The 22,648-nt window shown below is 48.0% G+C and carries 22 protein-coding genes and 1 pseudogene; 4 read left to right on the forward strand and 19 right to left on the reverse strand.

Annotation, left to right across the window (positions count from 1 at the left end):
- Nucleotides 1-3: 3 nt before the first annotated feature.
- The 3 genes from GPL15_RS18455 to GPL15_RS18465 are packed head-to-tail and all read right to left on the reverse strand — an operon-like array spanning nt 4 to nt 3,887.
- On the reverse strand, nt 4-1,602 hold the full coding sequence (locus GPL15_RS18455) for an ABC transporter substrate-binding protein (RefSeq protein WP_215700170.1): 1,599 nt from the start codon (nt 1,600-1,602) through the stop codon (nt 4-6).
- Between the two features lie 37 nt (nt 1,603-1,639).
- Nucleotides 1,640-2,818, reverse strand: coding sequence for a C45 family peptidase (locus tag GPL15_RS18460; RefSeq protein ID WP_215700171.1), 1,179 nt, complete (start codon nt 2,816-2,818; stop codon nt 1,640-1,642).
- Between the two features lie 13 nt (nt 2,819-2,831).
- The gene (locus GPL15_RS18465; RefSeq protein ID WP_215700172.1) at nt 2,832-3,887 is read right to left on the reverse strand and encodes a C45 family peptidase; all 1,056 of its coding nucleotides are present in this window, start codon (nt 3,885-3,887) and stop codon (nt 2,832-2,834) included.
- A gap of 170 nt (nt 3,888-4,057) precedes the next feature.
- Between GPL15_RS18465 and GPL15_RS18470 the strand changes: the two genes are divergently transcribed.
- The gene (locus GPL15_RS18470; RefSeq protein WP_215700173.1) at nt 4,058-5,029 is read left to right on the forward strand and encodes a LysR family transcriptional regulator; all 972 of its coding nucleotides are present in this window, start codon (nt 4,058-4,060) and stop codon (nt 5,027-5,029) included.
- A gap of 111 nt (nt 5,030-5,140) precedes the next feature.
- On the opposite strand, the gene rpsR is transcribed toward GPL15_RS18470, so the two are convergent.
- The 5 genes from rpsR to GPL15_RS18495 form a co-directional block, all read right to left on the reverse strand.
- Nucleotides 5,141-5,410 (reverse strand): 30S ribosomal protein S18, encoded by a 270-nt coding sequence (gene rpsR / locus GPL15_RS18475; protein ID WP_215700174.1) that lies wholly within the window; start codon nt 5,408-5,410, stop codon nt 5,141-5,143.
- Nucleotides 5,411-5,440: 30 nt separating this feature from the next.
- Nucleotides 5,441-5,899 (reverse strand): single-stranded DNA-binding protein, encoded by a 459-nt coding sequence (locus GPL15_RS18480; RefSeq protein WP_215700175.1) that lies wholly within the window; start codon nt 5,897-5,899, stop codon nt 5,441-5,443.
- A gap of 24 nt (nt 5,900-5,923) precedes the next feature.
- Nucleotides 5,924-6,211 carry a 30S ribosomal protein S6 gene (gene rpsF / locus GPL15_RS18485; RefSeq protein WP_215700176.1) on the reverse strand — a complete coding sequence of 96 codons (288 nt, stop codon included), beginning with the start codon at nt 6,209-6,211 and terminating at the stop codon, nt 5,924-5,926.
- A 330-nt stretch (nt 6,212-6,541) separates the two neighbouring features.
- Nucleotides 6,542-9,052, reverse strand: coding sequence for a heavy metal translocating P-type ATPase (locus GPL15_RS18490; RefSeq protein ID WP_215700177.1), 2,511 nt, complete (start codon nt 9,050-9,052; stop codon nt 6,542-6,544).
- Between the two features lie 92 nt (nt 9,053-9,144).
- Nucleotides 9,145-9,447 (reverse strand): metal-sensing transcriptional repressor, encoded by a 303-nt coding sequence (locus tag GPL15_RS18495; RefSeq protein ID WP_215700178.1) that lies wholly within the window; start codon nt 9,445-9,447, stop codon nt 9,145-9,147.
- 221 nt (nt 9,448-9,668) lie between these two features.
- On the opposite strand from GPL15_RS18495, the gene GPL15_RS18500 reads away from it, so the two are divergent.
- Together GPL15_RS18500 and GPL15_RS18505 are read left to right on the forward strand one after the other, a co-directional pair.
- Nucleotides 9,669-10,454, forward strand: coding sequence for a metallophosphoesterase (locus GPL15_RS18500; protein WP_215700179.1), 786 nt, complete (start codon nt 9,669-9,671; stop codon nt 10,452-10,454).
- Nucleotides 10,455-10,489: 35 nt separating this feature from the next.
- Entirely contained in the window at nt 10,490-11,161 is a 672-nt protein-coding gene (locus GPL15_RS18505; protein WP_215700180.1) for a GntR family transcriptional regulator, read from the forward strand.
- Here GPL15_RS18505 and GPL15_RS18510 read toward each other — a convergent pair.
- From GPL15_RS18510 to GPL15_RS28095, 8 genes are all read right to left on the reverse strand, one after another.
- Nucleotides 11,133-11,339 (reverse strand): DUF951 domain-containing protein, encoded by a 207-nt coding sequence (locus tag GPL15_RS18510; RefSeq protein WP_215700181.1) that lies wholly within the window; start codon nt 11,337-11,339, stop codon nt 11,133-11,135. The genes GPL15_RS18505 and GPL15_RS18510 overlap by 29 nt on opposite strands.
- 14 nt (nt 11,340-11,353) lie before the next feature.
- Nucleotides 11,354-12,364: an L-glyceraldehyde 3-phosphate reductase gene (mgrA, locus tag GPL15_RS18515; protein WP_215700182.1), complete on the reverse strand. Its 1,011-nt coding sequence runs from the start codon at nt 12,362-12,364 to the stop codon at nt 11,354-11,356.
- 15 nt (nt 12,365-12,379) lie between these two features.
- Nucleotides 12,380-13,102: an NAD-dependent protein deacylase gene (locus GPL15_RS18520; RefSeq protein WP_215700183.1), complete on the reverse strand. Its 723-nt coding sequence runs from the start codon at nt 13,100-13,102 to the stop codon at nt 12,380-12,382.
- 54 nt (nt 13,103-13,156) lie between these two features.
- Complete coding sequence (locus GPL15_RS18525; protein WP_215700184.1) at nt 13,157-14,431, reverse strand: tetratricopeptide repeat protein; 1,275 nt, start codon at nt 14,429-14,431, stop codon at nt 13,157-13,159.
- Nucleotides 14,432-14,434: 3 nt separating this feature from the next.
- The gene (locus tag GPL15_RS18530; RefSeq protein WP_215700185.1) at nt 14,435-15,583 is read right to left on the reverse strand and encodes a hypothetical protein; all 1,149 of its coding nucleotides are present in this window, start codon (nt 15,581-15,583) and stop codon (nt 14,435-14,437) included.
- Nucleotides 15,584-15,683: 100 nt separating this feature from the next.
- Nucleotides 15,684-16,814 (reverse strand): GNAT family N-acetyltransferase, encoded by a 1,131-nt coding sequence (locus GPL15_RS18535; protein WP_215700186.1) that lies wholly within the window; start codon nt 16,812-16,814, stop codon nt 15,684-15,686.
- Nucleotides 16,815-16,818: 4 nt separating this feature from the next.
- The gene (locus GPL15_RS18540; RefSeq protein WP_215700187.1) at nt 16,819-17,736 is read right to left on the reverse strand and encodes a phosphatidylglycerol lysyltransferase domain-containing protein; all 918 of its coding nucleotides are present in this window, start codon (nt 17,734-17,736) and stop codon (nt 16,819-16,821) included.
- Nucleotides 17,737-17,833: 97 nt separating this feature from the next.
- On the reverse strand, nt 17,834-17,953 hold the full coding sequence (locus GPL15_RS28095; RefSeq protein ID WP_346345002.1) for a DUF6783 domain-containing protein: 120 nt from the start codon (nt 17,951-17,953) through the stop codon (nt 17,834-17,836).
- On the opposite strand from GPL15_RS28095, the pseudogene GPL15_RS28100 reads away from it, so the two are divergent.
- A pseudogene (locus GPL15_RS28100) lies at nt 17,912-18,037 on the forward strand (DUF6783 domain-containing protein); the annotation flags it as partial. The gene GPL15_RS28095 and the pseudogene GPL15_RS28100 overlap by 42 nt on opposite strands.
- Here the strand turns inward: GPL15_RS28100 and GPL15_RS18545 are convergent.
- From GPL15_RS18545 to GPL15_RS18555, 3 genes are all read right to left on the reverse strand, one after another.
- Complete coding sequence (locus tag GPL15_RS18545; protein ID WP_215700188.1) at nt 18,021-19,238, reverse strand: M14 family zinc carboxypeptidase; 1,218 nt, start codon at nt 19,236-19,238, stop codon at nt 18,021-18,023. The pseudogene GPL15_RS28100 and the gene GPL15_RS18545 sit on opposite strands and share 17 nt — an antisense overlap.
- Nucleotides 19,238-20,428 carry an SH3 domain-containing protein gene (locus GPL15_RS18550; RefSeq protein ID WP_215700189.1) on the reverse strand — a complete coding sequence of 397 codons (1,191 nt, stop codon included), beginning with the start codon at nt 20,426-20,428 and terminating at the stop codon, nt 19,238-19,240. Before GPL15_RS18550 ends, GPL15_RS18545 begins: the two co-directional genes overlap by 1 nt.
- 119 nt (nt 20,429-20,547) lie before the next feature.
- Nucleotides 20,548-22,638: a YARHG domain-containing protein gene (locus GPL15_RS18555; protein ID WP_215700190.1), complete on the reverse strand. Its 2,091-nt coding sequence runs from the start codon at nt 22,636-22,638 to the stop codon at nt 20,548-20,550.
- Nucleotides 22,639-22,648 lie beyond the last annotated feature (10 nt).

The raw sequence follows: 22,648 nt of genomic DNA on the forward strand, positions 1-22,648 counted from the left end.
TCATTACTCCTCAACATAAACCGTAGACAAGTCCACATTCGAGTTTCCATACCAGGTAACGCCGCCTACATTCTTTTTAACTCCCCAGAAGTTTTTCTCATAGTATAGAGGAATGACCGGAATGTCTTCTTTTGCAATTTCCTGAATCTCTTTATAGTACTCCAGACGCTTGCTCTCATCGAATTCCTGAACAGCCTTGTCCATTAATTCCACCACTTTTTCATTATAATAGTGGGAACGGTTGGTGGAGCTGCCTTCGCCGTATACACGTCTCACTTCATCGCCTGCGGTATTAAATCCTAAACCGTATACCAGGCCCTGATGTCTCGCTTCATTGGTGATACTGGTCAATGCCGCTGAATCCACTTCATTGATAATTACGTTGACGCCGATTTCCTTTAACTGGGACTGTAAAACTTCAGCCGTAATCACACGGGCGCCGGAAGCTACGGTCACTTCCAGATCCACGCCATTTTCAAATCCGGCTTCTTTCATCAGCTCTTTTGCTTTCTCAAGGTCATAAGGCCATGTTTCAAAATCATCAACATAACCGAACTGTGTCGGCCCCCAGAAAGAATCGGCAATCGTTCCATATCCATTGATGGTGGCATCCATGATGTCCTGTTTATTTACCGCACAGGCAATGGCCTGGCGCAGATATTTATTGCTGGTCAGTTCATTTTTACAGTTAAATGCGAAGAACTGGCAGGTTGTCCCTTCAAATTCCACCAGCTTGAGATTTGGATCATCTTTAATCGTATCCAGCTCAATGGTATCAGGATCCTGGCAGAGGTCAATTTCTCCTGTCTGAAGGGCGATTAACCGTGAGGAAGCTTCCGGTATGTAGCGCAGGGTCAGATTAACCGTAGGAACCGGGCCGTCCATATAATCTTCAAACCGGGTGAGGGCCAGATAATCCTTGCTCACAAATTCCTTAACCATATATGGTCCGGCTCCGATTTCATATCCCTTATCCGGATCATCCTGCAGCGCTTTTTCCGATAAAATGGAAAATACAGGCAGGGAAATGGTATCCAGCCAGTCCTGATTAGGAGCGTCCAATACCATACGCACCGTATGTTCGTCCACCTCAACCACTTCTTTTGCCGGTTTCATCTTATTAGAAGAAGCGATCCCATCCCTTCCTCTTTCAAATGTATAGACAACATCCCTTGCCGTCACCGGCTCTCCATTGTGGAATTTTGCATCTTCCCTGAGTTTAAATTCGATGGTCGCATCGTCTGTCCACTCCCAGCTTTCTGCCAGGTCAGGAAGGATTTCGCCAGTATCCAGATTCATCGTTACCAACGTGGAATGTGTCAGCTTATATGGAATATTATGGGCAACATTGCTGACGCTCTGTACATCCATACTGGTTATCTGCGCTTTGATCCCCACCACAACGGATTCCTGGACTTTAACATCGGATGAAGGCATTTCTGCCGGCGCTGCCGTTGTGCTTTCCGCTGTCTTTTCGGCTGCTTGTGTAGAATTTCCCGCCGCAGTGCTGCCGGCAGGCGCAGACGCATTATTACCCCCGCATCCGATCAAAGAACATGCCAAAACAACGGAACAAGTCAATGCTGCTAATTTTAACTTCATAGTATACTCCTCCTTTTCGTATCTTACCTTTTCATACTCACTGTAATAAGGGGTCCGCCGTACCGTATTTCTTATAAGGTTCTCCTTGTAAAAATGCCTCCGGAATCTCTTCCCGCTTCATATCCATGGTGATCACCGTATGCCCGTCTTCATACCTCCAGGCATTGCACGGTTTCCCCAATGCGACATGGATCCGGGACTGTTCAGGGCGCTCCCTGTTCAGCTCTATAACAACCGACGACTGGGTGGAACTGTCAAGCCCTTCCGTATGACGGCAGATTCCAACTGATCCGGTTCCGTCATGGTGATCCATGGAGATATTCTTTAAGTCTTCCACCGTCACGTGCCCATCCACTTTGGCCAGCAGTTTCTGGCTTCTGTGATACCTGCAATAGCAGGAAGCATTGCCCGGTTCATTCAAATGCCCCAGGGTGACAAAATAATTGGACCTGGAATCCACCGCATCCACCACCTTTTGGACAGCCACATATTCATATACATTTTCTACGACGTATACGGAATCCGCATCCGCAAATTCAAACATGCCGCTGGATGCCATGGGCCGTTCCATCAGCCTGGCGGCGGTGTATTGGGCCGCCTCAAGGGCTGTTTTTTTTGCCAGAGCGTCTCTGGCGATCTGGGCGCGGTCCCCGGCGAATTTGGCTTCTACGGACAGCGTCATCTTCTTGACCTTAGCCGAGTATCCAAAATTGGTGGCTGCCGCCACGCCATAGCTGTTAAGCCCCATTTTAAGCCCGGTAGTACCGGCTGCCGACACGCCTATAATATGGCTTCCGTCCTCATTTTCAAAATATGATACCACATTTATTTCATGTAAGTTATGGCAGTTTTTGCCAGTAAATCCTTCATCCCCGCCTTTATCGCTGTTCTTCCCAAGAATGGTTGCGCCGGTGCTGCTGGCTTTTCCTGCCGCCCAAAAAACGGTGCAGCCCTCAGGCAGAACCTGGGGTTGGAACAGATTATAGGCAAGCAGTTCCTTAAAACTCACTCCCGCCCCCTTTGCCATTCCCCGTATCTCTTCATACCTGGCATCTGAGAATGCATCTGCCGTTTTCCCGGCCTGTCTTTCAATTTCTGTTCTTGAAATTCCGGCCTCTGCTGCTGTCTGCCAAAAAACACGGAGGTTTTCGGCAATCGATGCTGCGCACTGGCGTCCGGTCAGCATTCCATTTTTAAAACTCAACTGGTTTAACATCGTTTCGCTCCTTTTACAGATGGTACTTTTTGTATTCTCCACTACAGGGTGGCCCCGCACAAATATATGCGCACTCATTTTCGAAATCCACAACCATTGACGATACGGTCATCCGTTCTTTCGTATACCCGTCTCCGTCCGGCGACGGATGGCTGCAGATTGAAAGCGGATAATATTCATGGTCTTTCATGCATTCCATAATATATTCCGGTGTAATATGCCCATAACGGGCTTTCAGTAATTCCCTCAGCCGGATATCCCGGTTCTTTGGCCGGCCTTTAATCGCGTCGATTTCAGGAGTTTCGACAAAATGGTTGGCATGAGTCAAAATCCCCTGTTCCGGCTCCAATTTATTCACCCCTTCAGGATGCCACTCGTAGTCCCTGGCAGCGCTGTTTCTGCCGTCCGTCAGCAGGATATTGTTGGAAACCGTGCGTTTCGATTCTTCGATCAGCTTTTCCGCATCGCTGAAATTTTGGCACATTAAAATCTTTCTTCTCAAAAATGTCACCGGCATGCCAAATCCCGCGCTGTCATAAACCGACTGCAGGTTATTGGTCCCTATGGACAGCCCGTAATTGTTAAAACCATCCCGGATCATCTGCCCTGCTTCGGTCAGTCCCAAAATCCGGATACCATCTTCCGTCACAACATGCAGGATGATCACATGATCCAGCACGCCCTGGGAAAAGTCCCAATTCTTAAAGGAATATGTGCATCCCTTTTCCGTGGCGTCATTTAACACCGCTCCGGTGGTGCATTCCGGTATTTTAGGAAATTTGCTCATCTCATACCGGCAGTTGATCACCATGATATCGGCAAACAAAAGCCCCGCCCCCTGGGCAATCCCTTCCGCTTCGCTGACCAAATCCGGAAATTTACCCCGGATCAGATCCGCGTAATCCGCTGCAAACCTGCACACATTCTCCCAGGAATCACCTCTGGATTCAAAATACGCTTTATAATAATTCCTGGCTTTTACTATATACGCCTTCGCCTGCTCTCCGTACTGAACGCCTCTTTCAAAAGGTGTTGGCGCATCCACTTTTACATATGGAAATTCCCTCATACAATTCCCCTCCTTTCCTGGAATATAACAATAGATTTAGCCGTCTGACACAGTTGTCAAACATCTAAATCCGGTAAATTAAGTATACGAATAATTTTTACAAACGTCTAATACCAAAGATTTTACATTGCGATAACTTTTTGTTATAATAATTATTGAGGTGATAACTTATGAACATTAACCATTTCAGATATATCATTGCAATTGCAGAGCACAAAAATATGTCCCGTGCCGCTAAATCACTCTACATATCCCAGCCCGCCCTCACAAAATCCATCAATCTGCTGGAGGAGCAGTTGGGCGTTCAGCTATTCGACCGCAGCGCAGTGCCCATTGAGCCAACCTACGCCGGAAAGGTATTTTTAGCCCAGGCAAAAAAGATGCTGGAATTAAACGATTATTTAGAAGGGGAAATGCGGGCGATTGCCACATCGGAAAAAAGCCAGTTGACCCTTGGCATCCCCGGAGAGAGGGGCGCAAGATGGCTCCCCCATCTGCTTCCCGCATTTTCCAGGGCGCATCCGGGAGTTGACGTTAAATTTATAGAAGGGCACAGCAATGTGCTGGAAGAAAAGATGATCTCAGGGCAGATTGATTTGAGCTTTTATACCCTGCCGGTGGGGTCCCCGGATATCGATTTCGAAGTGCTGGCCGATGATCCGCTCATCATCATCGCCGCCAGGGATTCGGAGTTCGCCTCCCAGTTTGATTTATCCCAAAACAGCCCCTGGACGCCGTACCTGATTCCGGCCAGGCTTTTAAACAACCAGAATTTCCTGGTAGTTGCCCCCGGAAGCGGAATGCGCAGAATAACCGAATACCTGCTGGAACGCCATGGAATCAAGTACAACATCAAACGGGAATTATACCGGCACGAAACCGTTGTCAGACTGGTGTCCGTAGGGGACGGACTGGCAGTCTGCCCCTGCGTCACCCCGATCCGCCTGGCAATTCCCGACAAATTCGCCTGTTTTTCACTGGATAACCCGGTATTGACCAGGAAACTGATTTTTGCTTACCGCAAAAACAAAATCCTCACGCCGCCTATTATTAATTTTATCAACCTGACTAAGGAAATCATTGCGACTACGCCGGAATTGGTGGTGAGAAATGTGAAGGTGCTGCCGCCGCTCTGGAAATAACTAGAAATGCGGGTTTAGGGTTTTTTACATAATACAAATAAGGCCGAATCGTTTTCTTCAAAAATTAAAAATGAGATTTCACATCTGCGATGTGAAATCTCATTCAAACTCTTACTCCATTGTGTAAGGCATTAAAGCGATATGACGTGCTCTCTTGATTGCTACTGTAAGAGCTCTCTGATGTTTTGCACAGTTTCCTGTGATTCTTCTGGGAAGAATTTTACCTCTCTCAGATACATATCTTTTTAATTTATTAACATCTTTATAATCGATTACGCCGTTCTTATCGCCGCAGAATACACAGACTTTTTTTCTTCTGCGCATACCGCCGCCTCTTCTCATCTTAGAACCGTCAGCTTTATCATTTTTATTGAATGCCATTGATGTTACCTCCTTCTTCGAATATAGGTATTAATTGAACGGAAGTCCCTCGTCTTCAACTCCGTCCGGAATGTTCATAAATCCGTCACCGATCGCGCTGGATGGTGCCGGTCTGGCTGCTGGCTGCTGGTATCCGCCGCCACCCATATCGGATGAAGCGCCCTTGCTGTCAGCGAATTCCTGATCGTCTACAATAACTTCAGTTGTATAAACTTTCTGACCCTCTTTATTGGTATAGCTGCCAGTCTGAATCCTTCCTGATACACAAACCCTCATACCCTGGCGGAAGTACTTTTCTGCGAATTCTCCGGCTCTGTCAAATGCTACAATATTGATAAAGTCTGCTGTCTGCTCAGCTCCGTCCTGGCTTCTGCGGCCCCTTCTGTCAACGGCAAGAGTATATCTTGCGATTGCCATAGAACGCTCGCCCTGGGAATATCTCACTTCAGGATCTCTTGTTAATCTACCCATAAGGATAACTCTATTCATACGATCACTCTTTCTTATCTTCTATTATGCATCCTGTCTTACGCATAAATATCTGATAACCTGCTCCATAATACGAACGTGTGCTTCCACTTCGTTAGGACAATTGGAATCAGATTCAAACTGGATGAAGTAGTAAAAGGCTTCTTTCATCTTCTGAATTTCGTAAGCTAATCTCTTCTTACCCCATTCATCAACGTTAGTTACAGTTCCACCGAAACGGGTAATATATCCTTTTACCTTTTCCAGTGCTGCTGCTCTTTCCTCATCATCGAGTTTTGCGCTAAGAACAACTGCTAATTCATATTTGTTCATGCTTTTAACCTCCTTGTGGTCTCTGGCCCCTGCTTTCAGTTCAGGAGCAAGGAATTTATATGTCACGAATATTAATTCTATCAAACTTTGTCCGTAAAATCAAGCGTTTTCTGGTTTTCTTTTACTGTTTTTATTCCTATTTTAATTAGAGTATGTACAAGCCGGGCCATAACTCGCCTGCAAAACAGGCGGACGTACGGGAACCGAAAAGTTCAGCCTTCAGCAGCATCCCCGGGGCAGACCGACGGGCGGACAGCTAAAGGCTGAACTTTTGATCCATGAAACAATATCTGTATTCAAAAGATCTCTTCTATTCTATATGCGTTCCCATTACTGGATGGACAGCACCTTATAATCCTGGTCTTCCACCGCTTTTTTCAGGACATCATCCGCCACCTGGGCATTCAATGTGACTACAGCGGTGCCCGCTTCATGGCTGACTGCCGCTTCGCTCACTTCCGGAAGGGCCTCCAGGCATTTTTTCACTCTGGCCTCGCAGTGACCGCACATCATTCCTTCAATTTTCATCGTCTTTTCCATAGTTTTTTCTTCCTTTCTTTTCACTTTTAATTTTTTATCCCTGGATGCGTCATGCATTTTGAAAAAATTAAGCCGGAGCGCATTTGTTACCACGCAAAAGCTGGACAGGCTCATGGCCGCGGCTCCGAACATGGGATTCAATTTCCATCCAAACAGTGGAATCCAGATACCGGCCGCCAGCGGGATTCCCACCGCGTTATAAAAGAATGCCCAGAACAGGTTCTCATGGATATTCTTCAATGTGGCCCGGCTCAGTCGGATTGCCGCCGGAACATCGCTTAATCGGCTCTTCATCAGAACCACATCCGCCGCGTCGATGGCGATATCGGTTCCCGCTCCGATGGCGATTCCGATATCCGCCCTGGTCAGTGCAGGCGCGTCGTTGATTCCGTCTCCCACCATGGCGACTCTGCCCTTTTTCCTCAGTTCCCGGATCACATTCTCTTTTCCTTCCGGAAGTACTCCTGCGATCACTTCGTCCACACCGGCCTGTTTTCCCACAGCTTTGGCCGTCCGCTCATTATCCCCGGTCAGCATTACCACATGGATTCCCATATTCTGCAGTTCCTTTACGGCGCGGGGGCTGTCTTCCTTTATAGTATCGGCTACGGCAATGATACCTGCCATCTGTCCGTCCCTGCTGAAAAACAGCGGCGTCTTCCCCTCTTCCGCCAGACGTTCCGACTGCCGTCTCATCTCATCCGTCACTTCCGCCTGGCTGCTTATAAATGTGAAGTTTCCGCCGCACAGCCTGGAACCGTCGAGCACAGCCGATAACCCGTTGCCCGGCAGGGCCTGAAACTCCGTAACTTCCCTGATCTCCGTCTGGTCTTCTCCTGCTTTTGACAAAACAGCCTTAGCCAGAGGATGTTCACTCCGTTTTTCCAAAGCCGCTGCCAGTTCCATGAGCCGGATTTCGCTCATGCCTTCCGCGGTGATGATATCCGTCACTTTCGGTTCGCCGCTGGTAATGGTTCCTGTTTTATCCAAAGCCACGATTTCCGTTTTTCCCGTTTCTTCTAATGAAACGGCTGTTTTAAACATGGTTCCATGCTTTGCCCCCATGCCGTTGCCTACCATAATGGCCACCGGCGTGGCCAGCCCCAGCGCACAGGGACAACTGATCACCAACACGGAAATGCTTCTTGCCAGTGCAAACCCTATGCTCTGCCCCGCAATCAGCCAGCCAATCAGCGTCACCGCCGCAATCAATATAACAGCCGGAACAAATACTCCCGACACCTTATCCGCAACTTTGGCAATAGGCGCCTTGGTGGCCGCCGCGTCGCTGACCATCTGAATGATCTGGGAAAGGGTGGTGTCCTCTCCAACTCTGGACGCTTCGCACTTGATGAAGCCGGACTGGTTGGTGGTGGCTGCCGAAACCTGGTCGCCGGCCGCCTTATCCACAGGAATGCTCTCCCCGGTCAGCGCCGATTCATTGACCGCGCTGCTGCCTTCCAGCACAATCCCATCTACCGGTATATTCTCCCCCGGACGGACTACAAATATATCGCCTTTTTTTACCTGATCGATGGAAACCTCCGTCTCCACGCCATTTTTCACAACTGTTGCGGTTTTGGGAGCCAGCTTCATCAGGCTCTTTAATGCGTCCGTAGTCTTTCCCTTGGAACGGGCTTCCAGCATCTTTCCAACCGTAATCAGGGTCAGGATCATGGCCGCGGATTCAAAATAAAATTCGTGCATGTATACCATAACCCCTGCCATATCTCCCCTGACCTGGGCGTCCGTCATGGCAAACAGCGCATATACGCTGTATATAAATGAAGCCCCCGATCCCAGCGCCACCAAGGTGTCCATATTGGGCGCCTTATGTATCAGCCCCCGGAATCCACTGATGAAAAACTTCTGGTTAATGACCATAACCACGCCGGTCAGGATCAGCTGCAATAATCCCATAGCCACATGATTATCCGCGAAAAATGCCGGAACCGGCCAATTCCACATCATATGCCCCATGGAAAAATACATCAGGACAATTAAAAATCCCAGCGAGTAAAACAATCTCTGTTTTAATACCGGCGTCTCCCGGTCCTTCAGCATGTCGTCGGTTTCCGAAGCGGAAGGTGTCTTAGCCGCCCCGGCTTTGGGGGCCGCTCCATATCCCGCCTCCTCCACAGCCCGTATCACTTCCTCCGCAGGAGCATCGCCTTCCACTCCCATGGAATTGGTCAGCAGGCTGACCGAACAGGACGTGACGCCCGGTACTTTTGATACCGCTTTTTCAACACGGGCGCTGCATGCCGCACAGCTCATGCCTGTTACATTATACTGTTCCATCTATCTGCTCCTTTCTTAATTCTTTTTCCAAGATAATTCTTATATACTATTTTCCGGAATACTCTTTCCATAAATGCTTTCAATTCCACTCTCTAACGCATCAGCCTCTGCATCGTGTCAACCAATTCATCTATGGTTTCATCTTTGCCGTTCCTTATATCATCGGCAACACAGGTTCTGATATGGCTGGCCAGCAGTTCTCTGCTGAAACTGTTGAGGGCCGCATTGGCCGCTGCCACCTGTACCAGGATATTGGTGCAGTAAGCGTCCTTCTCCACCATATTCTTAATGCCGCGTATCTGTCCTTCAATCCGGTTCAACCGGTTGATCAGACTTCTGTATTCCTTCTCAGACCGCTCTTTTGTTTTATGACAGCAATTCATCTGTTCTTCCATAACTTATCCTCCTTGCGCTCCATCTATACCCCCATCAGGTATCTTTACATGTATTATATACCCCCAATAGGTATAATGCAAGTGTTTTTTTTAATTTTTCCGAATTACTTGTAACAGGCCAAAATACTTTGTATAATAAACCTAAATGTAACAGTTCAGAAAGCTGGTCTGTTACGTCTAAATTATAAAACAGCGGGCATTTTGTCCTGAAAGGATTATGTTTGTTTCAGACCGTTCACTATACAATTGACTCACCAAAGATTCCGGCAGAGTTTAACGGCTGCCGGATCGTTCATCTATCCGACCTTCACGGTGCGCTGTACGGCCCTGATAACCGGCTTTTGTTAAAGCAGATCGACCAGGCCCGTCCTCATTTTATAGCCATGACCGGCGATATGGCGGATGACAGCGGCATGGCGGTTTCCGGCCTATTAAGCTTATGCCGCAGGCTTGTGAAACGCTATCCTGTTTACTATATCACCGGCAACCATGAACAGACCCTGAGCAGGGACGTCCTTTCCGCACTGCTCTCCGACCTCAAAAAGATGGGAATTAAAGTTTTGGAAAACAGTTGGACCACCATCTCGCGAAAAGGTGCATTTCTCAAGCTGTACGGCTTAGTCACGCCCATGGTTTATTATAAAGATCCTTTGGGCGAATATGTGAAGGGGATTCATTTTTCAGCGGAAGATACGAAAAAGGCCCTTGGAACCATTGACCGTTCCTGCTACACCGTGCTCTTGTCCCACAATCCGCTCTACTATCCCTCCTACCGGGAATGGGGCGCCGATCTGACTTTATCCGGGCACATACACGGGGGGATCATACGGATTCCAGGGCTGGGAGGACTTCTGTCCCCGGATCTGAGCCTGTTCCCCAAATACGACGGCGGGCTTTTTGAAGAAGATGGAAAACATCTGGTTGTCAGCCGCGGACTGGGCAACAACTTTCTCGTCCGCATCTTTAATCCGCCTGAATTAGTTATTATTGCATTACGACACAGTTGAAATACGGAGACAGCCCTCCGGCAAGGAGAGATTTTATGGAAACACTTAACAGCGATGCGATTTATAAGATATTAGAAGAAGAAATTATCAACCTGACTCTGGAACCCGGAAAAGTTCTCAGCGAAAATGAACTCTGTGCCCGTTTTGGCGTCTCCCGCACCCCGATCCGGGGCGTTTTGCAGCGCCTTCAGGAGAATGGGCTGGTCACCATCACGCCTTATAAGGGAACTGCCGTTACGCTTCTGGATTTGGACAGCGTAAACCAAATGATCTACCAGCGGCTGGCAGTTGAGACCATGGTGCTCAGGGATTTCACTAAAATATGCGACCTGCTTTTGCTGGAAAAGATGCGCCATCTGGTGCGGGAATCCAGAAAACTGATTACAGGAGCATTTGAACCGGCAGACTTCTATGAACTGGACAGCCGGCTTCACAGCATTTGGTTCATTGAAACGAAGAAAAATTATATCTGGGATATGATTCAGAAGACGGACAGCGATTATTCCCGGTTCCGCATGATGGATATTGTAGAGATGAAGAACTTCGAACAGATTATCGAAGAACATGAAGAGCTTCTGGACATTCTGGAGCGAAAAGATACCGCCGCAATTGAACCTCTCATGAAGAAGCACCTTTACGGCGGCATAACCCGTCTTGGACAGTTAATCTATACGGAATTTAAAGATTATTTTGTTCCGGTTTCCTGAGCCCCCGGGTATTCTTTTCCACCAGTTTACGGGCGACCATAATCTGGTGGCCGCATCCCATGCATTTCAAGCGGAAATCAGCGCCTACCCGCAGGATTTCCCATTCATTGCTGCCGCAGGGATGCGGCTTTTTTAATTTAACGATATCTCCTATTTCATAAACCCATTGTCCGGGCATAATCCGTCAACCTCCTATGCTAATAATCCGGGCCCTTTCCCGATAACGGCCTCAATCCGTTCCAATTCAGATGGTTGGAATGCCAGCTTCTGATTGGCTTCGATGCTGTTTTCAAGCTGTCCCACGCTGCTGGCTCCCACCAGTACGGAGGTCACCGCCTTATGTGACAGAATCCAGGACAGGGCCATCTGGGCCAGGGACTGGCCGCGGCCTTCTGCAATTTCATTCAGCTTTTTGATCTGATCCAGCCGCTCACCGGTCAAATACCTTCCTGCCACCGTAGTTCCGCTGCGGCTGGCCCTTGACCCTTCGGGTATTCCATTTAAGTACCGGTCGGTCAGCGCCCCCTGTGCCAGAGGGCTGTAAGCGATACATCCCACGCCCTCCCGTTCCAGCGTATCCAAAAGCCCGTCTTCTATCCAGCGTTCGAACATATTATACCGGGGCTGATGGATCAGACACGGGGTTTTATTCTCTCTCAGAACCTCTATGGCCCTTTTCGCTTCCTCATCATTATAATTGGAAATGCCCACGTAAAGCGCTTTCCCGCTCTTCACCAAATCGGCCAGCGCCCCCATTGTCTCTTCTATGGGAGTTTCCGGGTCCGGACGGTGATGATAGAAAATGTCCACATAATCCAGCCCCAGCCGTTTCAAACTCTGATCCAGGCTGGCAGTCAGATATTTTCTGGACCCCCAGTTTCCATAAGGCCCCGGCCACATCTCATAACCGGCTTTTGAGGATATGACCAGTTCATCCCTGTAGGGCGATAAACCGTCTTTCAAAATCTGTCCAAAATTCTCTTCCGCTTTCCCTCTGGCCGGAAATCCATAATTGTTAGCCAGGTCAAAATGGGTAATTCCCTTGTCAAATGCCCTGAATATAATCTCCTTCTGATCCTCCAGCGGCTTTTCCAGACCAAAATTCTGCCATAACCCCAGGGAGATTACAGGAAGCTTTAATCCGCTTTTTCCGCATCTTCTGTATTCCATAGTATCATATCTGTTTTCCTGCGCCTGATACATGTTTAACTCCTCCTCTTATTCAACAATACTTCCCAAAACTTCTCCAATACTTCCGCTGATAACCAAATCAGCCTGACTGTCTAAAGGCGTAACGCTCCGGTTGATCAAAACCAGTTTATGCCCATTATAGTAATTTATAAGCCCTGCCGCCGGATAGACGGTCAGGGATGTTCCGCCGATAATCAGCATATCCGCATTGCTTATGTAATGGACGGATTTGCTGAGGGTATCCTGGTCAAGTCCTTCCTCATATAAAACCACGTCCGGTTTTATGATCCCGCCGCACCTGCATCTGGGCACCCCTTCCATTTCCATGATCTCTTCCAGGGGATAGAATTGGCCGCACCTGGTGCAGTAATTTCTGTGTATGGAACCGTGGAGTTCCAGCACCTCACGGCTTCCTGCCGCCTGGTGAAGGCCGTCGATATTCTGGGTGATCACAGCTTTCAGCTTTCCCATTTTCTCCAGCCGCGCCAGCGCAAGATGGGCCGCATTGGGTTTGGCATCGGAAAAGATCATGCGGCTCTTGTAAAAACGGTAAAATTCCTCCGGGTTTTTACGGTAAAAGCTGTGGCTGATGATCGTCTCAGGCGGATACTTGTACTGCTGGTTATATAATCCGTCTACGCTTCTAAAGTCAGGGATACCGCTTTCCGTGGATACCCCCGCGCCGCCGAAAAATACGATGTTTCCGCTTTCTTCAATCCATTTTTTCAAAATTTCCATTGAATCTGCCATCTCATATCCGCCTTTCTGTTATTGGTTGTTTTTTATTTATTGCCTTCATCCGTCTTACTTCCATATATAACTGCAGTCACACATGGTTTCTTCATAGCGCATGACAAAATTGCCATTAATATAGGCCTCATAGACTTCTTTTTTACCATCATAGGCCTCTATCTCAAACAGGCTCGGCTTTCCATCCACAAATACATGGTGTATGTTATCCGAATCCTCCCATCTTTGGTTGTAGTTGTTATAAATCTTTCTCCGGGTGACTGTCTCACCCTGAGCGCCGCCATTGGCAAAGTGCAGCACAGTGTTCTCCTGCCCGCTATGGTACGGCTGGGCCTCATCATCATAGGTTAAAGAACTGCTGTTATCATGAACGACTTCTCCTTCCGGCCTTCCGGCCTGCCAAATCCCCCTATAAATGTTGGACTCACGCCGTTTTCCTTTTCGTTTAATTCCATTGCTTCGGGATGTCATATTTGTAATTTTTCCATTCCAGGCCGTGCAGTCACCGTCCCAGTATCCGCTGCTCCAGGTACCCACCATGGCCCCATACTGGCCAAAAACTTTTTGGATTCCCACGCCCAGACCATTCAAATTCTTCTGACCGTCGCATTCACCGTAATAGAGCTTACCATATTGGAACAATTTTTCTGAATTATCTATATCGAACAAAATAGTTTCCGCTTTTTCCCTGTCCCCATTCTTTAATGCGGTATAAGATTCAAACAGGGCTTTTACAGGATCGTATTGATCCGTATCCTTTGTCAGTTCCAATACGGCATCCATCTTCTGCTCATCTTTGCAGGCGGAACATGCCCATAACAAATTCTGTAAATAAGAATTGTCCTGCTCGTAGATGTACAGGGAGACATTATATTTATTCTCATTATCATCTGTTTTCCATAAATTATCTATCAGCCGTTCTTTCACCAGAGCATCTTCCGGCCTTAATTCCATCAGCTTTTCATAACAAATCACTGCCTGGTCATAGTCCTCCAGCTTTTGGCTGACCTCTCCTAAATAAAACAGGGCATTTTCCGTTTCCGGCTCCATTTCCAGGGCTTTAAAAAGCGTCTCTTTGGCCGTTTTAAGCTCTCCGGCTCCGATCAGCGCCCGGGCCATTCCTATATAAGGGGTGATATCTTCCGGTTGTTCATCCAAATTCTTTTCAAAAAGGCTCACCGCGGTATCCCACTCCCCCTTATCCAAAGCCTGGAAACCGGCGTAATATTGGTTATCTTCTATCTTTATGGTTTCATTTTTCCCGGAAGAACAAGCTGTCGTTAAAACCAAAAAAGACAAAACTGCTAAACTTTTCTTTATCTTTTTCATCGCCTATTCCTCCTCCGTATAGCAATCCCAGCAATAGGTATGCTTTTCTACGTGATGGCAGATTCCGGGATTATCCATGGTCTCCGTGCGGAATGAATAGCCGGTGCTTTTCGTCTGGTCGGCAGTGCAGTGTACAGCGCTCCACTCTCCGCCTTCATAAAGGTTCATTTCAGATATGACATGTCCCTGGTCGAGAGATCCTTCCACATTTACAGCCTTTTGGTAAATATGCACCTCTCCCTCCGGCCTGTCATCCTTCCATTGCCCCCGAATGCGGTAATCCGAAGTACGGTAAGCCCTGCCCTCTCCATTTCTTAAATCCTCTTTCCAGTATCCTGCGTAGAGACGGCTGGTGGGTTTTACTTTTTCTCCATAAAAGCAGATGCCGTAACCTTCCCGCTTTCCATCCTCATTGTAACCGCCTATGTAAAATTCTTCATCAGTTCCAATCACAGGAAGGTCTTTCCCTTCATCATAGTAAGTTTCAAGAAGCCGGATCACGCCGTCCTCTCCCCCATCCATATAGACCTGCCACATATCCAGAACCAGAACCGTACTGTCACACACTTCTTTTTCCTTTAAAAGCTCAGAAAGCTGCTTCATGGAGTCAGTATCCCCGGCGTCCACGAAATTCTGTACCAGGTTCTCAAACATTAAATCCTTTGCTCCGCCCAGCATCTGAATATCATCAATTCCCTGGTCAATTCCCTCAAAATCCTTCAGCCTTCCCTTGACGGAAAATACTACGGAAATAAACTGCTCATCCCCGGTCTGGGTATAAGCCATCTGCGCCATCGCAGAGGCTTTCTCTCCGTCTTCCATCAAAAGCAGAGAATCTGCCAGCATTATACGGTCTTCTTCCGTATATTCCGGCGATGTTAAAACAGACAAAAGCACCGCTGCTGCCTGTTCCCTTTTGCCCGACTGCTCATAAGCAGAAGCCAGCATACGGTTGGCCTCCATATTCCTGGGCTCAATTTCGATCACACGGCTGAAGGTGATAATCGCGTCTTCATAATTCATTTCCGTCAAGAATTTCTGGCCCCGCTCCATCTCTTTGGCAATATCTACGGCCTTTTGCGAACATGCTGAAATCATCGCAAATAAGAATACGGCTGTAAATAAGGCAAGCTTTCTCTTCTGTATCTTCATACTCCGTTCTCCCATTTTGTAACCGTTCAGACTGGTCTGAACGGTTACCCCATTTTGCCTTTCAAACATTTTCAGTAAAATGTCCCGGCCCTTTTATTCATTATACCACTTCATCCAGAAAAACGCCCTTCAAAGTCCGTATTTTCTTCATCCATTCCGGCCCCGCCTCTTCTGAATAGCCAAACAGCCAGGAAGTCAGGCGGCTTATGGACATGGAGAGCAGTTCGCCGGCCTGTCCTGCCTTTATGGATGCGGAATCCGTGTTCACGGTTTCGCGATTCTTCGAATCCGTGTTCACGGTTTCGCGGTTCTTTGAATCCGTGTTCACGGTTTCACGGTTCTTTGAATCCGTGTTTATTCTTTCCACCCAGGACGTTTCATGATTCAAATGCCACAGATAAACGCCATGGTTCTGCGGCAAAAACCGGTCTTCCACCGCCAATGTTACGGTCATTTCTTTCTCCCGGCAGTCATCCTTCAAGCAAATGGCTTCCATAAAACGCTCCAAACAGATAATCCGGGCCATGATGGCGGGTGTGGGGGCCTTTTCCTCTTCCGTATATCCGTTTTCGCAATAAAGCAGCCGCTGATCCTGCTTTTCAATTCCCCACCGGCTCTCAACCCCGATCAGACGGCCATCATCAAACAGCAGATTCAGACGGCCGTTTTCACTTGCAAGTTCCTTCAAGAGCAGTTCCACATATGCTTCATCCCGCCTGCAGTATACATCAAAACGGCTGGACAGCCATTTTTCCATAAATGCGGCTGTCTCCTCCAGGGTCTTCCCCGCCTCCTTCCAGGACACGGCATTGACAAAACAGCCCTCCTTCAACTTCCAATGGGGCTGGTCAAAAATATAGGTAAAATCAAACGGCAGATAAATTTTCTCATCTGCCGGCATCAGGAAACAAAATGGCATTTTTTCCTCGTACATATCCCCCATCATCCATGTCAGTATCTCTCTCATATAACCGCGGTGGCGTCTCTCCTTATCGGTAGCTACGCCCACGATATAGTCGCTCCGCCACACATGGCTGCCCGCCTGAACCAGATAAGGGTTCAAATGGGCCATAGACACGATGATTCCGTCCTCCTCCTTTGCCAGTATCCTGTTTCCCTTTACCTTGTGGGAAAAATAATACTGATCAAAGCTTTCGGAGTCCTCCGGAAATGCCTGTTTCCACAATAATTCTGATTTATTTTTCTCATTCTCATTCAGATAACCGATCATAGGCTCATCCTTTAAAATCTTTCTGCAAGACAAGATATTTTCTTGCAAAATCAATGGGGTTGTAGGACATTTTGGCCTTTCTCAGCCCTTCCAGCCCCAAATCATCCTCTCTGTTGACCAATTTGGCTTCCGGAAACTCATGGATTAAAAACTGCTGGTTGATAAACTGGTATAAACCGTGGATTTCAGGGTTCGCCTTTTCAATATGGATCACTGCCATCATTTCTTTTTCATTGTAACTTCCGATGGTAAATGCCTCAAGGTTTCCGTCAATGTAAACGCCACCCATGCGCACGCATAAAGCCGAGCAGTTTTTAAGGATTTCATGGATTCCTTCCACTTCATAATCCAGATGTTCTTCCACTTCCTCACCCTTTTTATCTCTCCATTTGGTCAGGAAATTCCATACATCGTAGCGGTCGGAACAGCAAAGGGCCCGGTATTCGAACCGTCCTTCATATTCCCGCAAAAATCCATTTAAATGGTTCTTCTTTTTATGAAGCTTTTTGCCTGCCAAAGTCCGCAGCGCCTGGGCGTCATAGAGATAATCTTTTAAATCCTCCTGCTCCGTCACCTGAAACCGTTCCGGGTCCAGATTCAGGTATTCCACCGCCTCTGCATCGGCCAAATAGATTTTGAATGGTTTTTTCAGAACTTGGTTAAAATAATCCACCATCATATTAAAATAGAAGGGGAGATCCTCTTCCCGGCACATCGGCATCGCGCTGTGCTCCTCTCCGTCCATGCTCATCAGCCACAACAGGGCCCTGCCTTCTACAATTGCATATCTTACATTATAGTATTCCCTCCACAAAAAGCTGTCCAGGAATACGCTGTCACACGTTCTGTTGCTTCTTAAATTAAAATAAGGCGTCAGCTTGTCTATATCGTGAGCATCCACTTTTTTAAAAACTAAGTTCATATTTCTTCCTTTCTTCTTATGCTGCTTTTCCTGCCCAAGCGCCCGGAAACATTTTTCCTAAAACCCCTGTCCGCATCCATCGTTCCGGTAAACCGGTTCACGCTCTAGAGTGTGTTTGAAAATTGCTTTCTGGCAGCTGTGCGTCACAGTTTGTGGGAGATTTGTTCCGAATGAGGGAGGCGTAGCGGGCTACGTTGACCGAATTCGGGGCAAATATACCGCAAAGTGGGGCGCGCAGATGACGGAAATGAATTTTCAAACACACTCTAGTTCTAAGTATGCCCCTAATAATTTAAGATAACTCTCCACACTTCTTTATTCTTGTTCCAAATCTCCTGAAACTGTGCCGGATCAACCGGCGAAGTATCTCTTCCCACCTCTATGGTCAGGCTGGGAATCCCTTTTTTGGAAATCGCCCAATCCTTATATCCGGCGGGGTCCAGATTCTGGTAATTGGCGTCCAGAGGATATCCGGTGACCGCAGAAACAGCCTGGGCCATGCCTTCGGTTCGGTCCCTCAGTTGGCCGGTTTGTCCAAAGTACCAGTAAATAACGCCGCCCTGGGTATGGTAACTTACCGTTTTAACAAAATTATAGGAATTGGTGAGCTGGATGAGAGCCGCCGATTCCGGTATACATCCCACCGCTTCGCCTTTATAACGGTCGGAAGACACCTGGGATGGGCCGCCGTAATCTTCCCAAAGAGCGTCAAAATTTCTGTTCACATCCACCCCCTGGGCGTTGGCCTTCCATCTTCTCAGATAGGAGTTCATATCGGAAGCGCCGTCCAATTGGCTGATTACCTGTACCATATCCTTTGTTTCCTGTTTATTTAATTTGTCCAGGCCAAACTGGCTGATGGCAACTCCGTCAGGGTTGATCATAGGGATCACATGGATCACTGTATTTTCCAAATACTGCCTGCTCTCAGCCGGATTCTGCAGAAATGCCGCCGCCTGTTTCATTACGAGCTGGGTCGTGATATATTCTCTTGCGTGAATGGATGCATTGATCATAACATGGTTAGGAGCATTGATATCCCCAATTACCATATCATAAATTTCTCTTCCGTCAAAGGTTTTTCCCAAAGAATTTACTGTAATTAATTGGGGAAATGCCTGCTCCCACAGCTTCATATCATGCTCCATATCCTCATAGGAATATAATACAGGATCTTTATCCACTATAATATCTCCCAAATCAACTGTTGATGCTGTTTCCGTGTTCGCGAAGCCTTTTCCTGCCGCCGCATCACTTTGCTCCACATCCGCCCTTGTTTCCGTACTGATTTCCGTCTCTTTTTTCTCCAGCCCCGCCGTAGTCTCATCCAGAGCTTCTTTCGTGTCTTTTTTATTATCCATTTTCTTGCTTTCCGCCGCCAGGGCCGTAACCCGGACATCGGCACGGGAGCTCACAAAAGCCACCGTGCCGATGCATACACCGGCTGTAACCGCCACCGCAAGGATGCCAGCCGCTATCATCTTTTTTTGTCCTTTATCCATTAATATTCCTCCAAATAGGATGCCAGGGCATATCCGGTATTTCCATTATAGATCACCTTATAAAAGCCGTTAGAGGATGTTTCCACATAGCTGACCGCAGATCCCAGAGGAATCTGGCAGATCTCACTGGCTGATGTTGAGGGACTGGTTCTAAGCGTAATGCTTTCATTGCAGTTTACCACATAGAACGTACGGTAAACGCCCGTATTGCTTCCCGAATTTCCTGTTGTACTGGGTTTATCCTGGCTCAAATAAGATGCCAGACCATATCCTGTCTTCCCATTATAGATAATTTTATAAAAACCGTTGTCCGCTGTTTCCACATAGCTGACCGCAGAACCCAGAGGAATCTGGCAGATCTCGCCGGCTGATGTTGAGGGGCTGGTTCTAAGCGTAATGCTTTCATTGCAGTTCACTACATAATATGTAACGTAGGAAACATTAGCCGCCATCGTTGCAGGCATCGTTGAAGCCGCGGTGGTTTCCGGATAGGTCCAATCCGCCGCAGAACCGGAGGACGCCTGGGACTGGGCAAAAACAGGAGTTGATTCCGTTTCCGCCGCTGATGTCTGAGAAGCGGAGGACGCCACAGCAGAAGTCTCCACAGCGGAGGATTCCGCGGCAGAAGATTCCACAGCAGAGGTTTCATCGGCAGAGGTTTCATCGGACGTTTTAGTCTCATCTTCATCAGATGACTTCTCATCCTCTTTTTCTTCTTTTCCTGAATCTTTTTCAGAAGTTTTGCTGTCCTCCTCTTTCGCCACCCCGATTCCCGCAGGGTCTGACGCCGGTTTCCTCATATTAACAGCCACAAATGCCCCCGTACCAATCACCATCAGGGCGATCAGCACACAGCACACAATGATAAACGGTTTTGCGCTTTTCTTCTTTTCCGGCTGCGGAGCCGGCTGTCTCTGCGGGGCTGCCTGTCCTTGCGGCGCCGCCTGCCTCTGCGGGGCTGCCTGCCCTTGCGGCGCTGCCTGTCTCTGCGGCGCTGACTGCCCTTGCGGCGCTGCCTGTCTCTGCGGCGCTGACTGCCCTTGCGGCGCTGCCTGTCTCTGTGGGGCTGCCGCTTTCCGCCCGGAATCCGGCCCTGCCGGATCCGCCTGTCCGGCAATTACATTGCCGCATTTCGTACAGAATTTAGCGTCATCCCTCAATTGAGCTCCGCATTTACTGCATATCTTCATCTCAAGTTCTCCTTTTTCAGTTCATTTCTGACTATTTCAAACACAGGAAGGAATCACGCCCACAGGATTCTCCGCCTGGGGTTAACCCTGCGGCATTTCCTCCTCTCCCGCCCAATGCTTTACTGCAAATACCCCTTTAATCTCTCGTAATCCGCAATAAAGTAGGCGTTGGCCCTTTCATAATCATTAAACATATTCTCGCTGAACGCGTCCGGGGCTATTGTCCCCTGATACCAGGATTTCTGGTTGAAATAATCCTGCAGATAAGTGTCCTTAAACATACGTCCCCGGCGGGCATAGATTTCATTGCGGGCCAGTCGGAGCTGTTCCTGGGTAAGCATAGCCAGGTCGGCAGCCGTAATATATCTGGTATCGCTGTCAAAGATAACAAAATCATTGGTAAATAACTGTGCCTGGGATACGGTCGCTTCCATATATACGGACGGCACAAAATCATATTCATTTCTGGCAGTAACCTGTTCGTCACTGTAGTTGACCGTTACGGATCTGACAGCCGTTGTGGCATCCGGATTCAGGGTCTCATATTCCAGCAGATACATCTCCTTCTGCTGGCGGTAGATGGCGGAATAAATCTCCGACATATCGCTGATGTCATTGACATTGCGGTAGAATCCGCCGGTGCTGTCGGCGATGAAATCCATCGTATAAGTATCCAGGCTGGGATCGATTCCGATGATGAAAATTGGGATCTTGTAGCGGATCGCCAGCTCCGTGATGATAGCAGGGTCACATTTGCTCATATTATCATCGCCATCTGTAAATGCTATGATACATTTCGCGCCGCTCTGCATTGCGGTCTGGTTAACCGCCACATACAGCGCGTCATAAAATGCCGTACTTCCGGAAGCGCTGAGTGAGTTGATAGTACTGGAAATCTGGCCATAATCGGAGGTGAATCCGATATTGGTATATACCTGGTCCGCAAATGTTATCAGGGATGCTTTATCGCCTATCTGGAACTGGATTCCGGAAAGGAAACTGTTCATCACATTTTTAGCCGCTGTTAAAGCGCTTCCTGACATACTTCCGCTGATATCGCCTACCATATTGATATTCAAATTCTCCACTTCATCCAACTGCACCGCTTTGATGATGGTCTTCTCCGTAAATGAACCGCTTCCCTCCATCCGCTCCGCCAGATGAAAGCTATCCGCCTTTAGATCATCCACAGCTTCGCCGGTATTCTTGTCCTCCACGCGGACATACAGCTTTACAATTGGAAATGTGGAAACGTCCACCTGCTCCACGCCCATGTCGTAATCCGTCTGGCCATTGATGGCGTCCACCACCTTCTGCCATTTTTGAAGGCTCTCGCTGGCGCCTATGTAATCGCCGGAATCCATTTTCTGCTTTACCTCGGTCTGGTAAGTCTGAATGATCTGCTTTTCCGATTCATAAGCCTTGGACAGGTCCGCATTTACCAGGCTGTTATAGGAAGATTCCGCCTTCGCCTTATTCTCTTCCTGCAACTGGGTAATAAATTCATCCAGATCTTTGCTCAGAGACAAAATGGAATCCTTGTCCAGGTTGTCCACTGCCTTCGTATATTTTTTCACCAGACTGTCGTATTCCGCCTGTCTGGAATCGTCCATCACAAAACCTCCGGTTGCGCCGGACAGGGATTCCTGTTTCGTCTTCGCTTCTTCAATAACCGTATGAAGCTCTTCAATTTCAGCGGATGCCGTCTTCAGCTTTTCAGATAAACCGGCATAATCCTTTGTGGCTTTGGCCTGCGCCGCATCTTCACAATCGCTCATCAACTGCTTATACTCAGAAATGTTCTCATAAGAATACTTTTTAAGCTGTTCTTCAACCGCCGCGTATTCCTGTTCAAACTGCTGTGTTTTCTTATTCTTTATCACCTGAAGCCCTAAAAATCCGCATGCGCCCGCAACTAAAATAACAACCAGTCCCAGGCATAGGAAAATAGGCCACAATTTCTTCTTTTTCGGTTCCGCCGGCCCGGGAGCAGGCATGGGAGCAGGGGCAGGCGCCGGTTTCGGCGCTGCCTGTCTCTGTGTTGTCTGCTTTGGAGGCCCTTGGTTTGCTGACGTTTGGTTTGCGGACATCTGATCCGGCGCAGCCGGGTTATTCCCCGCCGGCTGCGCTTTCCTTATGATCTGGGTACCGCACTCAGGGCAAAATCCGGATTCCTCCGGGATTTTCGCTCCGCATTTTCTACAAAACATACTCTGTTCC

It is taken from the genome of Clostridium sp. MCC353, from assembly GCF_018785315.1.
Taxonomy (GTDB): Bacteria; Bacillota; Clostridia; order Lachnospirales; family Lachnospiraceae; genus CHH4-2.